The organism is uncultured Mailhella sp., from assembly GCF_963931295.1.
Lineage (GTDB): Bacteria > Desulfobacterota > Desulfovibrionia > Desulfovibrionales > Desulfovibrionaceae > Mailhella.
This window is the reverse complement of record NZ_OZ007001.1, coordinates 38,931-52,952: the sequence shown is the minus strand read 5'-3', so window position 1 is coordinate 52,952 and position 14,022 is coordinate 38,931. Positions and strand designations below refer to the sequence as shown.

16 protein-coding genes are annotated in these 14,022 nt (G+C 60.7%); 6 read left to right on the top strand and 10 right to left on the bottom strand.

The window, feature by feature from the left end; all coding sequences use genetic code 11:
- Positions 1-28 precede the first annotated feature (28 nt).
- From ABGT79_RS00280 to ABGT79_RS00245, 8 genes are all read right to left on the bottom strand, one after another.
- Positions 29-970 carry an ABC transporter ATP-binding protein gene (locus ABGT79_RS00280; RefSeq protein ID WP_346664481.1) on the bottom strand — a complete coding sequence of 314 codons (942 nt, stop codon included), beginning with the start codon at positions 968-970 and terminating at the stop codon, positions 29-31.
- Positions 960-1,973 (bottom strand): iron ABC transporter permease, encoded by a 1,014-nt coding sequence (locus ABGT79_RS00275; protein ID WP_346664480.1) that lies wholly within the window; start codon positions 1,971-1,973, stop codon positions 960-962. The genes ABGT79_RS00280 and ABGT79_RS00275 overlap by 11 nt, the downstream gene beginning before the upstream one ends.
- Before the next feature lie 100 nt (positions 1,974-2,073).
- Positions 2,074-3,246: an ABC transporter substrate-binding protein gene (locus ABGT79_RS00270; protein ID WP_346664479.1), complete on the bottom strand. Its 1,173-nt coding sequence runs from the start codon at positions 3,244-3,246 to the stop codon at positions 2,074-2,076.
- Between the two features lie 154 nt (positions 3,247-3,400).
- Positions 3,401-3,979: a nitroreductase family protein gene (locus tag ABGT79_RS00265; RefSeq protein ID WP_346664478.1), complete on the bottom strand. Its 579-nt coding sequence runs from the start codon at positions 3,977-3,979 to the stop codon at positions 3,401-3,403.
- A 161-nt stretch (positions 3,980-4,140) separates the two neighbouring features.
- Positions 4,141-4,614, bottom strand: a complete 474-nt coding sequence (locus tag ABGT79_RS00260) for a periplasmic heavy metal sensor (protein WP_346664477.1) — start codon at positions 4,612-4,614, stop codon at positions 4,141-4,143.
- Between the two features lie 206 nt (positions 4,615-4,820).
- Positions 4,821-5,513, bottom strand: a complete 693-nt coding sequence (locus ABGT79_RS00255) for a GDSL-type esterase/lipase family protein (RefSeq protein ID WP_346664476.1) — start codon at positions 5,511-5,513, stop codon at positions 4,821-4,823.
- A gap of 130 nt (positions 5,514-5,643) precedes the next feature.
- A complete protein-coding gene (locus ABGT79_RS00250; RefSeq protein WP_294489376.1) occupies positions 5,644-5,964 on the bottom strand; it encodes a branched-chain amino acid transporter permease in 321 nt (106 codons plus the stop codon).
- Positions 5,961-6,671, bottom strand: a complete 711-nt coding sequence (locus ABGT79_RS00245) for an AzlC family ABC transporter permease (protein ID WP_346664475.1) — start codon at positions 6,669-6,671, stop codon at positions 5,961-5,963. The genes ABGT79_RS00250 and ABGT79_RS00245 overlap by 4 nt, the downstream gene beginning before the upstream one ends.
- A 642-nt stretch (positions 6,672-7,313) precedes the next feature.
- Between ABGT79_RS00245 and yedE the strand changes: the two genes are divergently transcribed.
- The 6 genes from yedE to ABGT79_RS00215 all read left to right on the top strand — a co-directional run bounded on the left by yedE (position 7,314) and on the right by ABGT79_RS00215 (position 11,468).
- Entirely contained in the window at positions 7,314-8,402 is a 1,089-nt protein-coding gene (gene yedE / locus ABGT79_RS00240) for a YedE family putative selenium transporter (protein WP_346664474.1), read from the top strand.
- Positions 8,403-8,421: 19 nt separating this feature from the next.
- Complete coding sequence (locus tag ABGT79_RS00235; protein WP_346664473.1) at positions 8,422-8,625, top strand: sulfurtransferase TusA family protein; 204 nt, start codon at positions 8,422-8,424, stop codon at positions 8,623-8,625.
- Positions 8,625-9,197 (top strand): DUF3343 domain-containing protein, encoded by a 573-nt coding sequence (locus ABGT79_RS00230; RefSeq protein WP_346664472.1) that lies wholly within the window; start codon positions 8,625-8,627, stop codon positions 9,195-9,197. Before ABGT79_RS00235 ends, ABGT79_RS00230 begins: the two co-directional genes overlap by 1 nt.
- A complete protein-coding gene (locus ABGT79_RS00225) occupies positions 9,194-10,102 on the top strand; it encodes a sugar kinase (protein WP_346664471.1) in 909 nt (302 codons plus the stop codon). The genes ABGT79_RS00230 and ABGT79_RS00225 overlap by 4 nt, the downstream gene beginning before the upstream one ends.
- A gap of 24 nt (positions 10,103-10,126) precedes the next feature.
- Positions 10,127-11,194 (top strand): selenide, water dikinase SelD, encoded by a 1,068-nt coding sequence (gene selD, locus ABGT79_RS00220; protein ID WP_346664470.1) that lies wholly within the window; start codon positions 10,127-10,129, stop codon positions 11,192-11,194.
- 142 nt (positions 11,195-11,336) lie between these two features.
- A complete protein-coding gene (locus tag ABGT79_RS00215; RefSeq protein WP_346664469.1) occupies positions 11,337-11,468 on the top strand; it encodes a hypothetical protein in 132 nt (43 codons plus the stop codon).
- Positions 11,469-11,533: 65 nt separating this feature from the next.
- On the opposite strand, the gene ABGT79_RS00210 is transcribed toward ABGT79_RS00215, so the two are convergent.
- Positions 11,534-12,154 carry a molybdenum cofactor guanylyltransferase gene (locus ABGT79_RS00210; protein ID WP_346664468.1) on the bottom strand — a complete coding sequence of 207 codons (621 nt, stop codon included), beginning with the start codon at positions 12,152-12,154 and terminating at the stop codon, positions 11,534-11,536.
- A 1-nt stretch (position 12,155) separates the two neighbouring features.
- The gene (locus ABGT79_RS00205; RefSeq protein WP_346666635.1) at positions 12,156-13,811 is read right to left on the bottom strand and encodes an FmdE family protein; all 1,656 of its coding nucleotides are present in this window, start codon (positions 13,809-13,811) and stop codon (positions 12,156-12,158) included.
- Positions 13,812-14,022 lie beyond the last annotated feature (211 nt).

Here is a 14,022-nt window from a genome sequence, read left to right as displayed (position 1 = left end):
CCTTGTCTTTTCAGCGTGGGGGCGGGCGTCATGAGCGGCGCGGGCACACCATGTCCACGGCGCCTGCGGAAATGCGCACGCATTGCGGGCCGTAAATGTGCTGGAGCACCGTTTCGGTCACGGCCTCATGCACGGGCCCCTGAGAGAAGATGCGGCCGCGCGTCAGCACGGCGGCCGTGTCGCAGAACCAGAGAATGTGGTTCGGGTCGTGACAGCAGACCAGAATGGCCACGCCTTCGTCGGCCACTTCGCGCAGCACTTTCCATACCGCAAGCTGATTGCTGAAGTCCAGAGCGCTGGTGGGTTCATCCAGAAGGATGAGCGGCGTTTTCTGCGCCATGGCGCGGGCTATGAGCACGAGCTGGCGCTGTCCGCCGGAAAGCTGATTGCAGGCGGCCTCGGCCAGGGGCTCGATGCCGATGCGGCGCATGACGTCTTCGGCAATGTTCCGGTCTTCTTCGCTTAGGCGGAACCAGCCGTTCATGTGGGGCGAACGGCCCATGAGCACCATGTCGCGCACGAGAAAGGGAAAGGGCAGTCTGTGCTCCTGCGGAACGTAGGCCACGTGACGCGCGAGCTTTGCAGGGCTCATATGCGCAATGTTCACGCCCTTGACGTGGACCTGTCCCTCCTGGGGATGAAGAAAGCCCATGCAGCAGCGGAAAAGCGTGGACTTGCCGCTGCCGTTGGGGCCAAGCAGTCCGCATATCTGCCCGGGACGGACGCGAAGACTGACGTCGTGAAGCACGGGAGCTCCGGCGTAGGCAAAGGAAAGATTGCGGATGTCGAGCGCGCAGTCTTCGTCCGATGCGGCGGACGCAGCCTGTACGGCAGGCTCTTCCGTCTGGAAAAGATGTTTGAGCCGGTGAAAAAATCCCTGCTGCGCTCCGCGATGGAACAGGAGGAAGTCTTCGGCATGGGAGGAGACGCCCCGCCCGGCGGCGCAGGCGGCGGAGAGCTTACGCGCCATAGAGTTCCCTCCCCTTGGCGCGGAGCAGCCACAGAAGGTAGGGCGCTCCGACGATGGACGTGATGATGGCGATGGGAATTTCCGTTCCCGTCAGCGTGCGGGCCAGCGTGTCGCACAGCAGCATGTACAGCGCGCCGAGCAGGGCCGAGCCGGGAATGACCCAGCGGTTGTCCGGGCCGAACATCATGCGCGCGGCGTGCGGCATCATGAGGCCCACCCAGGCGATGATGCCCACGGCGGAAACGCATACCGATGCGGCCAGCGTGGCCAGCACAAGGAAGACGACGCGCACCCGGTCGGGATGAATGCCGAGGCTGCGGGCTTCCTCGTCTCCCAGCGAAAGCAGATTGAGCTTCCACGCCAGAGCGGCGATGACAATAAGGCAGGGCAGCACTGCGCAGGCCGTGACGGTCACGTCGCGCCAGTTGGCGTAATAGAATCCGCCCATCATCCAGAAGGTGATTTCCCGAAGCTCCACGTCGGAAGCGAGGTACTTCATGATGCCGAGCACTGCGGAGAAGAGCGACCCCACAATGATGCCGGAGAGCACCAGCGTGACGGGCGGGGTTTCGCCGCGGTTGCGGGCCAGAAGAAAAGAGAGCGTCACGGCGGCCATGCCGCCGAGAAAAGCGGCCGTCTGTCCGTTGGGAAACATCATGGGAAAGACGATGGCCAGCGCCGCGCCGCAGGAGGCTCCGGCCGACACTCCGAGAATGTACGGCTCCACCAGCGGATTGCGGAAGCACCCCTGATACACCGTGCCGGAAACGGCCATGGCCATGCCCGTCATGACGGCAAGCAGCAGCCGTGGGAGACGGATGCGCCACACGATGACGTCGTGCATTTTCGAGGCCGAACCGTCGCCAAGACCGAGATGCGCGGCAAGAACGTCCGCCACGTTGCCGGCCGTGAGATCGTAGTCGCCGGAGAGCATGGCCAGTATCAGAGCTGCGCCCAGGGCGAGAGAAAGCAGCATGACCAGAGGAGCGCGAAAGGATGTCATTTTTGCCTCGCACGATGCGGCAGGAGCAAGTTCGGGCGTCCTGCCGGAAGGTGCGGGACGCGTTTTCCTCATCCGGAGTTAAAGGAGAACTTTAAAGACGTCAGAAGTCGGCTTCATCCATCCAGTCGAGCAGCTGTGTGCTGCGCAGACCTCTGGCGGTTTTTTCATCCACGCCGTACACGTCCTGATAGAAGCGGAGCGCGAAGTCGTACACGCTGATGTCCGCAAAGAGTTCGGGATAGGCGGCCTTGGCGATGATGAGCATGTCGAGCGGATATTCCACGCGGCGGGATGCGTTCATGGGCGACCAGGGGAGAGCATAGACTTTGCGATGCTTCACCGCCTGCAGCTCCTGAAGATTTTCATAATAGGGGGCGTCGTAGAGCTCTTGGGGCGGATGGTAGCCGTTGGCCGTGGGCAGAATGACGACGTCCGGCTCGCAGGCGTAAATTTGTTCCGCGCTCATGGACACGGAGGTACCCTTGCCCCGATAGGCGTTTTGGGCATGCGCCACCTGCTCGATGATGTAGGATTCCGGCGTGTCCACGCCCTGCACCGAACCTGCGCCGCCTTTTTTTCTTACGTCGGGACGCAGTCCGAGGAGAAGAACGGACGGGCGCTCGCTTTCTGGAATGTCTTTCGTACGTTTGCGTATCATGGTTTCGGTCTTTGCCAGAGAGTCGGCCAGACGTTCGGCCTGTTCCCTTTTGCCGAACAGTTCGCCGATGATGCCGGCTTCCGTCTTCATGCTGGAAAGGTCGGAAGAGCGGAACCAGGTGGGGGAATACAGCACCACGAGCGGAAGACCGAGCGCCTCAATGGTGTCCACGGTTCTTTTCACCTTGTCCTTGTCCGTGCCGACCGGCGTGTCGCCCACGCGCAGAATCACCACGTCCGGCGCGGCGGAAGCCAGCGTTTCAAAGCTGATGACGTTGCCCTGCGGAGCGTTGACGCAGGGCAGATCGTTCAGCCACGGGTGCAGATACTTCATGGTGTGCCATCCGCGATATTCGCGGCTTTCGCCGAAACGGGAGGGAATGACGTAGCGGTAGTCCCGCTTCATGGACCACGAGCCGATGACCTTGACTTTGCTGATGACGCCAAGATGCGTCATGACTTCTTCGATGAAGCCGTCGTCGATGGTGGCGACGGCCTGGGGATCGTCGGGAACGGAGACGGCGACGCCTCGCATGTCGGTGACGACTCTGGCCTGCGAGGTCAGGGGAAGAATCGCGAGCATGACGGCGGCGGCAAGGGAAAGGACTGGTTTCATGAGGGACTCCGAAAGTATGCTCGGTGGCACAAAAGAAAATAACGTGTCACCACGAGAAGAGGTAACACGTTTTTTGAAGAAATGCCATGAGAACTTCGGGCGCGCAGGCCCGGAGCCGGGCCTGCGTTCCCATGCGCGGCGCTGTGTTCGGGCGCTATTTTTTAATGATGATGGCTTCGTCGAGAGTGATTTTCGGCACGCAGTGTACGTCGTTTTCGTCGCGGTAGTAGGAAAGACTGCCGTCGGCTCTGCGTTCCACGAGACGGCGTTCTTCATCGGGTTCTCCGACGGCGAGCACCAGCTTGACCTTCAGATCGTCCGGCAGACCGACGAGAGCGGCGGCTTCATTCTTTTTGACGGCACCTATCATGCAGCAGGCCAGACCGGCCTCGCAGGCGGCCAGATTGATGCTCTGGGCCGCAATGCCGATGTCGATGGTGGCAAAGTCGTCCATGTTTTCCGGGCCCGCAATGACGATGAATCCGCCGGGATGCTGCTTGTCCGTGGCGCGCTGTTCCGGGGTGAGGGCACCGCCGAGCACCACAAGGGCGTTCATGGCTTCGCAGGTGTCCTTGTCGCTGATGGTGACGAAGCGAAGCACCTGCTTGTTGCGGGCGGAGGCGGAGAGACGGGCGTGATCCACGAGTTCGGCCAGCGTTTCGGAAGAGATGCGGTGATCGCCCTTGAAGCGGCGGCAGGTTCTGGCCCGGGTAATAAGTTCTTTCAGTTTCATAGGAATGCTCCATGCGGAAAAGAAAACGGAAGCCGCTGCGCTGCGGTTTTCCATGAAAAAAGGTCCCTTCAGCATATGATGAAGGGACCATGACGGCAAGACGGAACTTGTCGTTTGACGCCGCCGGAAAGATTTCCGGGGCGTTGAAGCGGCCGGCAAAATCAGCGCCAGCAGCCGTAGTTCTGACCGTGGCGGGGCATGCCGCACCAGCCGTTTCCTCCATGATGGTAGCCGCCGTGACGATAGGCCCCGAAGCAGGGCAGACCGGCGTCGGCCATCTTGGAATAGAAGTCTTCATTGATGGAGCGCAGTTGCTCGTGCAGCTTGGAAATGTCTGCAATGATGGCCTTCAGTTCTTCAGGCTTGACGTTGGGGTTGGGGGAAAGCGCGCGAAGCTCGAGGCCCTTCTGGGTCAGCTGATCGTAGATGGGACGAACGGCGTTGCGATGCTCTTCGCAGAGCTTGTCCATCTGGGCGCGCTGTTCCTCGCTCAGAGCGGGCATGCCGCGATCGTCGTTGTTCTGATAGTAGCCGTGATGACGTCCGGGGCCGTCGTGATAGGCCATGGCGACCATGGGTATGGAAGCAAGAACGGCGGCAGAGAGCAGGGAGATGGAAAGAGTCTTCTTGATCATGGCGTGTTCCTTTATGCTGAATGAAAGAAAGGTTCAGGGGAAGTACGAGTTCAGTATATAGAAAAGAGGGAAGGCCTTGTCACGTTTCAAACTGTTGCAGGGCGTATTTTTTTGTAACGCAGCACGAAATATATTAATAAAAATAAATAAAAACAAAATATTATAGCATTGCCAAGCGATTTTGCCATGAAGGGGCGAAGGCGGCGTCAGAGAATCATGGAGCGCACCTTTTCAAACACCGCGTTTGCGAGCGCGGCGTGATCTTCTTCGCTGAGGTGCATGCCGTCCACGCCGTGGGCCTCGCCCCAGGGCTCTCCGCCGATGGCTGCGGCGGCGTCCAGAAAAAAGGCGTCATGCGTTTCGGCCACGCTCCGGTAAAGTTCGGCAAGCCGGCGCGATTTGCGGGGCGCGTCAACGTAGCGGGCTCCGGCAAGCTGCATTTTGCGCTCTCCGATGAGCGGAGGGGACATGACGAGCACCTGCGGATGAGGATAATCCAGAAGTTCGTTCCAGGGGAAAAGTCTTGTCACGTCCACGAGCGCCGCCATGCCTTCGGCAATGTCCTGTTCCGAGCGCTGAAGCACGGATTTCATGTCGTTGCTGCCGAGCATGATGACGACGATGTCCAGCGGCAGATGAGAAAGCAGACAGGCGGGAAGGTAGTCCAGCGCGCTGAGTCCCGCGCCGGGCACGGACACCCCGCTGCCGACGGTTGCTTTGTCCCGCAACGTTCTGCCGCCGAGACCTTCTTCCAGCACTTCCCAGTCCCGGCCGAGAAGAGCGGCAAGACGTCCGGTCCAGCGTACGTTTGCCGGATAGCGCAGCGTGGGGCCGGAAAGTGCGGCTTGCCATCCGTAGGTGTTGGAATCGCCGAAACAAAGCAGGCGTCGTCTGGTCACGAAAGTTCTCCTTGATCGAACAATGCAGAAAGAATTTGGATTCCGGGAGGCCGCGTTGGAGTGCAGCATGATGCGGACGCGCAGTGCGGCGCGGCGTCCGGCAGGGCGTTTCGGATCGCGGGGCGGAGGTTCAGAAAAAAAGCTGAATCATGGCCATGTAGCAGAGCGTGCCGCCTGCGATGGTAACGGCCATGTTGCGTTTCCAGAACTGCAGGGCGACGGTGACGAGAGAGGCGATGATTTCGGGAACGCCGTTGCTGCCCGGCACCAGCGTACCGTTGCGGAAGCAGTACACCACCAGCATGCCCCAGATGGCCGAAGGCAGCACCGAACCGAGATAGGCGATGACGGCCGGCGTTCTTTTTCGGAATAAGAGAAACGGCGTCCAGCGGGTGATCTGGGTGGCCAGCACGGCCAGACCGATCATGACGGCAGCCTGAAGCGTGGTCATGGCCGTGCTCCTGTCATGGTAGAAAGTTTTTTGCGGAACAGAAGAAGCAGAACAATGATGAAGAGCATGGCGGCCAGAAGAAAATAGGCCGCGCCGAAGGCCAGAAGGCAGCCCAGCGTGACGCCGAGTCCGCCGAGAGAAGCCGCGTGCTGCCTCTCCTGCTGCCAGCTGCTGACGAAGATGGCCAGAAAAAGGGCGGGCAGAACAAATTCTATGCCGCGGGTGTCGAAGGGCATGTCGGCGCCGAATATGGCGCCCACGGCGGTGGCGAGCACCCAGTAGGCTTCGTTGAACAGCGTGACGAAGAAATAGTACCAGCGTTTGTCTGCGCCTTCGGGAACGCGCCCCATGCCGAGAATGGAAAATGTTTCGTCAATCAGCCCGTAGATGAGATAGGGCTTCATCGCTCCGGCGTCGCGGTAGCGGTCGAGCATGGCGATGCCGTAAAAAAGATGCCGCGCATTGACCACAAGCCCCACGACAAAGGCAGTGACGGGCGCAAACGGGCCGGTAATCATGCTGGCCATGATGAATTCCAGAGAGCCGGCAAAAATGGTGAGCGCCATGAGAATGGGGAAAACCGGTTCAAAGCCCAGCGAATGCATGTACAGTCCGTAGGAGAAGCCGCAGAAGCCGAAGCCGATGAGAATGGGCAGCGTAGAGCGAAAGGCAGCCCGCGCCGAAGCTGCCGCAAGAGATCCGGCCATAAAAACCTCGTGATGAATTGCAAAAAGGTATCACCGGTCGTCGTTCCCTGCAACAGGGAATGTCTGCAACGCCTGACAAAAACAGGCATATGTTCTGAAAAAGACATCCTGCTCCGACTGCCGCGCATGGAAGCGCCCGACTATGCCCAAGGTACAGGGCGTTTTGTCTGCGGAAGGCCTCTTTTTTCTTTTGTATTTCTGGGCGTCATAGCTTCTGAGAGAGGGATGCGCTGCGGAAAAGAGGCCCGGATTGGGAAATGATATCGTCTTGTTGCAGAAGGCTCGCGGTTTGCTCTGCCCTCTGTTCGGGTGCAAGGCATATTTTTCTTGCAAGCGGACGAAAACCGGGGTTATATTCACAGGCAAATCACGTCAGGGGATGCCATGTCTGCTTTCAGGTACACAAGGTCGAGGACGATCGTTTTTTCCGTGGAACGTCAGTTCCCCGGCGGTACCTGACGCGCGTGTTCAGCGGAACTGGAAGTTCCCCTGAGACTCTTCGGACGCGCGCAATAATCCTCTTTCGTCTGAATCCGGGCTCTTCCTTCCGCGGCAACTGTGCGGGGTACACGGTTCTCACTCGGTCATGTCGCCAAAAAACGGCGTGGCAATGGTGACACACTTCCATGGAGGAGCCTTTTCATGAACGGCAAGAATCCCTTTGCCGGCACCGCCGGCATCATCTTCGTCGGCGCGTTTATCGGCGTTGCAGCCATTCTGCTGCAAAAATTCGGCAATCCCGCCAACATGGGCATATGCGTGGCCTGCTTTGAACGCGACATTGCGGGCGGTCTCGGTCTGCATCGCGCCGCCATAGTGCAGTACATCCGGCCTGAAATCATCGGCTTCGTGCTCGGTTCCATGGGCATGTCGCTCATGGTCGGCGAGTTCCGGCCCCGCGGCGGCTCCGCGCCCATCGTCCGATTCATTCTCGGCATGGTTGCGGCCGTCGGCGCACTGGTCTTTCTCGGCTGTCCGTGGCGCACCATTCTCCGCCTTGCCGGCGGCGACGGCAACGCGCTGTTCGGTCTTGCCGGGCTTGTCTGCGGCATAGGCCTGGGCACGCTGTTCTTCAAGCGCGGCTATTCTCTCGGCAGCAGCGTCAAGCAGAACGCCGCCGCAGGCTGGTTCTTCCCCCTGCTCATGCTGGGACTTCTGGGGCTGTATCTTGCCTTCCCGCAGGTTCCCGGACAGGCGCAGAGCGGACCTCTTTTCTATTCCGTGAGCGGCCCCGGCGCTTCCCATGCTCCGTTCCTTCTGTCCCTCGGCGTGGCGATCGTCATCGGCGCGCTTGCCCAGCGCAGCCGCTTCTGCACCATGGGCGCGTTCCGTGATCTTATTCTCTTCCGGTACGGACATCTGTTCTTCGGCGTGGCGGCCATGTTTGCCGCGGCCATTATCGCCAATCTGCTGACGGGCGGCTTCCATGCCGGATTCGCCAATCAGCCCGTGGCGCATACCGACGGCCTGTGGAACTTCCTCGGCATGGTCACGGCCGGTCTGGCCTTCGCGCTCGCCGGCGGATGCCCCGGCAGACAGCTCTTCATGGCCGGCGAAGGCGACAGCGACGCCGCCATCTTCGTCCTCGGCATGCTGGCCGGGGCCGCCATGGCGCACAACCTCGGCACGGCGAGCTCCGCTGCGGGCATCGGCGCATACGGCGTGCAGGGCACGCTCATCGGCCTTGCCGTGTGCCTGGTCATCGGTTTTGCGTTTTCGAGAAAAGCCTGAGTCATAAAGGAGATTTCCTATGCTTATTGATACGCGCGGACTTTCCTGCCCCCAGCCTGTGCTCATGGTGTATCCGCATCTTTCCGGATCCGATCCCATCGACGTGCTCGTGGACAACTCGACGAGTCAGGAAAACGTCAGCCGGGCGGCCAGACGCAGCGGCTGGAACATTGAAGTCAGAGAAGAGGGCGACGGCGTCGTCCGGCTGGAGCTTCGCAAGTAATGCTTGAGCGACTGACCGGCTGGCTGAAGCGACGCGGCGGAAGGGAATCGGAAAACGCCTCTTCCGTGGAAAAGGGTTTTCTGGTCTTCCAGCATACCGGCGAGGTCATTCGGGCGGAACGCTGTCTTCAGTCGGCCGGTTTTCCGGTGGAGGTCAAGGGGCCTCCGCCGGAACTGCGCACCGGTTGCGACATGGTGGTGACGTTTCCGCTCATGATGGAATCCGCCGTCCGACGGGTACTGGAAAAGGAGCGGCTGTCGCCCATGAGCGTGGTTCCGGTAAGCGGACCGATGCTCGAACCCGTATCGTTGTTTCGCACGAAGGATTTCGGCGACTGGTTCATGGTGCAGGCCGCCAACGTGAAGATTACCGTGGAGCGTTCGTCCGGGCACATCGTCAACGTGTCCGGCGGCGGCTGCCCGGATGTGCCGTATCTTGCGTCGCTTCTGGTCGGCGAAAGCATTGCGGGCGCAGAGGAACCCCGCGTGCAGGGGCACACCCTGTGCTCCTACGCGCTCCAGAAGGCATTTCTTGAGGCCCGTCGTCTGTGGCGGCAGGAAGGTGGAGCATGAGCTGGCTGATATGCGGTACCGTGCCGGATGACGATTTTCCCCTGTGCCTGGGCTCCTGGAAGGTGAACGGCGACAGGCTTGAACCCGAGGATGTCCGTGTTCTGGGGAAAGAGGCCGCCGTGCCTTCCGTGCCCGTGCAGCGGGGCACGCCCGCGCTCGCGGCTGCGGCATTGCTGGTAACGGAGAAACTCGGCGCGCCCCGTCCGCAGATTCTTCTTGCGGGAGACTGCGGCTCGTCGAAAGGAAGCTCGGCGCTCTATGCCTGGCTGGCGTCGTGGCTCGGAGAGGAGGAAGCGAATCTTTCCGGCCTGACGTTTCACTATCTTTTTCCCAGCGTGGACGGGCACAACAGAATTCTCATGGCGCTGGAGGCGCGCCGGGGCCCCATGCCGGCGCTTGTTGCCGATGCGGGCTTCATGTACGCCGCCAAGATGAGCGGCTATGCCTCGCGCTACGACGTGTTCACGCCGGATGCGGGCGAACTGGCTTTTCTGGCGGATGAAAAAGCGCCGCATCCTTTTTATACGCGCGGCTTTCTTCTTTCGGAAGACAATCGGGCCGAGGATCTGGCAAGGCTTGCCTGGGAGCACGGCGACAGCGCGCGCCTTCTTCTTGTCAAAGGATCATCAGACCTTATCATGGAGGAAGGACGGGAGACAGGCCGGGTGACGGAGCCCTGTCTGCCGTTTATGGAACCGGTGGGCGGCACGGGCGATCTCGTCACGGGGCTGCTTACGGCGTTTGCCGCGGCCGGATTCCCGCTGAAAGAGGCATGCGTGCTGGCGGCGCAGGGGGCGCGTTTTACGGGAGAGCTGACGAACCCGACGCCTGCGACGTCCATCTCGGCCTTCATGCCCTTTGCGGCGGAAGGCGCGATGCGGGCGCTGAACATGAAAAACAGGTAGGCACGCGACGTGCCTGGAGATTGTATGTCGACATTCTGTCTGATGGATAAAACCAAGGGCGCCGGTTGAGCGGCGAAGACGGCTCCGGAGTTGCTGGAGCAGATTCTTTCCGACATCACGCCGCCGCCGGACAGGGAAGGGCGCGTGCTGCACGGCTTTTCCAACAATGAGGACGCCGTCCTGGTGAAGGCTCCGCCTGCGGGGCTCGCCCTGGTGCAGACCGTGGACATTCTCGGTCCCATAGGCAACAATGCGCGCCTTTTCGGACAGACGGCGGCCGCCAACGCTCTTTCCGACGTCTACGCCATGGGCGGATGGCCGTGGTCGGTGATGAACATCGCGGCCTTTCCTTCTCCCTCGGCGGAATCGGACACGCCGCTTTCGGTGCTGGCGGACATTCTTTCCGGTGCCATGGAAAAGGTGGGCGAAGCCGGGGCCGTGCTGGCCGGAGGGCATACGCTGGATGATGAATGGATCAAGTTCGGCCTGTCCGTCACGGGGGTGATTGATCCTGCACATGTGGCGCGCAACGACGGTCTTGTGCCCGGAGACGCTCTTATTCTCACCAAGCCGCTGGGCACGGGCGTGCTGGCCACGGCTGTGAAGGCCAAGTGGCCCGGCAGCGACGAGGCGGAGCGCGACATGTACCGCTGGACAACCAGATTGAACGCAAACGCTTCTTCGCTGATCCGCGACATGGGACTCAGGGCCGCCACGGATGTCACCGGTTTCGGCGTCGGCGGTCATGTTCTGGAAATGGCCAAGGGCTCGGGCGTTTCCGTGGAAATCGACACGGCGGCGCTTCCGTTCATCGAACAGGTGGAGGATTTTGCTTCCTGCGGTCTGATTCCCGCGGGAACGTATCGCAACCGGGATTACTGCGCCTGTCATACGCTGGTTTCGGAAAGCGCGGACGAGCTTCGCGCCACGCTGGCCTTCGACGCGCAGACCTCGGGCGGACTTCTGCTCGCCGTGCCTGCGGAACGAAGGCAGGAAGCCTGCGAGAGACTGGCGGCGCTTGGGGAACCAGCCTATTGCATAGGAAGGGTGTTGCCTCTTCGCGAGGGCAGGGAACAGCTCATTCTGGCCTGACGGATAAGTAATGAACATCCCGGAAATTGGCTTCGGCGTTCTTCCGGGATGTTTTTATTTAAAAAGGGGAGGATGGCGGACAAGCGACGCCGGTCAACAAGCGTGAGGAAGCGGCGGGGCGAGTCGCTCTTTCAAGCGATGGTTGAAGAATTATTCTCCGAAAGCTGAGGCGACGTTTTTCATCGGCAAAAAAGCCTCGGCGATGCGGGAGCTTTTTGGGAAAAAGGGACGAGGCGGCGAAAAGGGCGCTGAGGTGGATGCAGGCGCTCCGTGAAAAAAAACGCTCCGCCCAAGGTCGGACGGAGCGTTTATAAAGGGTGATCGGCAGAGAAGCAATCATCAGCGTCGGGTTGTGAGATAGCCGACGGCCCATTGAAATTCTTCCTGCGTGTTCATGTTGAGAAATGCCGGGGAGTCGGGACGGGGCACCAGACAGTTGCCTTCCCGAGGCAGGGCGGACCATATGCTCCAGCGCCCCTGATGCAGGGCCTTTTCCAGAAAGGGAAGACTCTCCGCTTCGTAAATGCCGATGAGAGATTCCAGAAATCCGTCCCTGTCGATGAAGGTCGTGCGCAGAAGAGCCGGGCTCTGCGGCGTTTTTTCCGCCAGGGCGCGGGCTCGTGCCCGGATGAGCAGTTCGAGAATGTCCGGCGTCATGAGCGGAAGATCGCACGGAATGGCCAGCACCGGAGCGGGCAGTCTGCGAAGCGCGGCCACCAGCCCTTTCAGCGGCGTGGGCGGGCCGTCTTCTTCATCGGGAACCAGCGTCGCGCGCTTGCCCTTCATATCTTCCACCTGATCCGCACGGCAGGACACGGCAAGCTCACGCACCTCTTTCAGCGAGGAAAGCAGACGGAGACTGAAGTCTGCCATGTCTCCCGCGTCGTCGTGTAAGACGACGCGGGATTTGTCGTTTCCGAAACGGGAGGAAAGGCCTCCGGCCAGCACGAGCCCCGTCATGCTACTTTCCGAATCCGCATTTGGGGTAGGTGCAGATGGAACAGGCCATGCAGTAGCCGCCCTCGCCAAGGCGCGCAAGTTCGCCTCGGGTGATGCGGCGACCAGCCAGCAGACGGGGAAGCAGCAGATCGAACACGGTGTTCTTGAAGAACAGCGCGCAGGCCGGAACCCCCATGACCTGAATGTCGCCGGATGCAGATTCCATGCGTCCCACCATGGCCATGGCTCCGGGCAGCACGGGCATGCCGTAGAGCATGTCCGTCAGGCCCGCGTCAAGAAGCGCGGGACGCGTCACGTCGCCGGGATCCACCGACATGCCGCCCGTCGTGACCAGCAGGTCAATGCCGGCATCCTTCATGCGCTGCACTTCGGACGCAATCTTCTGTCTGTCGTCGGGCACGATGGCAGTGCGCAGAATGTCGCAGTCGTACTGTCTGGCTTTTTCCTTCATGACCGGAATGAATTTGTCTTCGATGAGCCCGTTGAACACTTCCGTGCCCGTCACCAGCACGCCCATGCGGGCGCGACGCAGAGGCGTCACCGTGAAAAGCGGCTCGTCGCCGAGCACGGTCAGAGCCTGGCCGAGCAGGGCGCGGTCGAGAAACAGCGGAATGGCGCGGGTTCCGGCCACTTTCTTCCCTTCCTGCACAAGTGTGGCGTCCTGACGGGAGGCGCACATGACGTCCGGCACGAGATTGAAGCGCTCAAGCTTTTTCACGTCCACGGAAAGAAGACCGGAACAGTCGGCCACAAAGTCTATCTTTCCCTCGCGGGGAGGAAGCGAGTAGCGCACGCCGGGACCGGCCATGCGTCGGGCAAAACTTTCCGCAGCTTCGTTTTCATGTGCCGGGGCTTCGCCTTCCATGGAAGCCTGATCGTCGATCACGGCCACGTCAAAGCGGCCTATCTGCTGGAGTCGGCAGAGGTCGCCGGGGCTCACGGTCTGACCGGCGGTGAAGGCCGAGCCCTTGAATTCGCCGGGAACGATACGCGTCATGTCGTGCGCCAGCACCTTGCCCACTGCTTCCTCGGCGGACACCACCCGTATGCCCGGAGCCGCAGGGCGGGATTTCGGTGCTGCGACGGCGTTTGCCGTCGCGTAGTAGCGTTCGCCCTGACAGGCGCGGCAGATGGGACCATCCTTTAAAGGATAGCCTTCGCCGCATACCGGGCACACGGCCACGGCTCCAGAGTGAGCATGGCCGAGAAGATCGGCGTGGACGGCCACTTCCTCCACCTTGCAGATGCTGTCGCCGGCTTCTTCAATCTCACGCAAAAGTTCTGCTTCGTTCTGCTCGCGCTTGGGCTTGCGCTTCATGAGCCAGTCGTAGTATTCGGGCCAGGCTTCGAGTTTTTTTACGTCCACGCTGACGCGCACGCCCTTGCCGGTATATTTGTCGTACAGGGTGACGGCGTATCTTCCTATGTCGCGCACCTTGACCCAGTTGTTGCCCATGCTGCACAATGAGAGCAGCTGCACGGCGTCCGGCAGGCATTTGCGGGTTTCGGAAACGGCCTCGAACAGCGTTCCTTCCGGCAGATGCCGCTGCGCAAGCGCTACCATGTAGCCGCCGAGCAGAAGGCCGGGAGCGGCGTAGCCATGGAAACGTTCTGCCATGCTCTTGAATTCATTGAAGGTATGATTTCCTATATTCATGAGAAATCCGTGATTGTTGCGGTTGGCGGGAACTTTTTTATGCATGAGGGTGCTGTCGGCTCCCCGAAATGCAGGCGCATCCCGCGGTACGCATCTGCCGGTATATAATCGGGATAGGATATTCCGGCAAGCCATGTTCCTCTTTCCGCACGCCGAAAGCGCGCGATACGACCGCATTTCACCATAGACTTATTCCCTGCCGCCGCAAGAA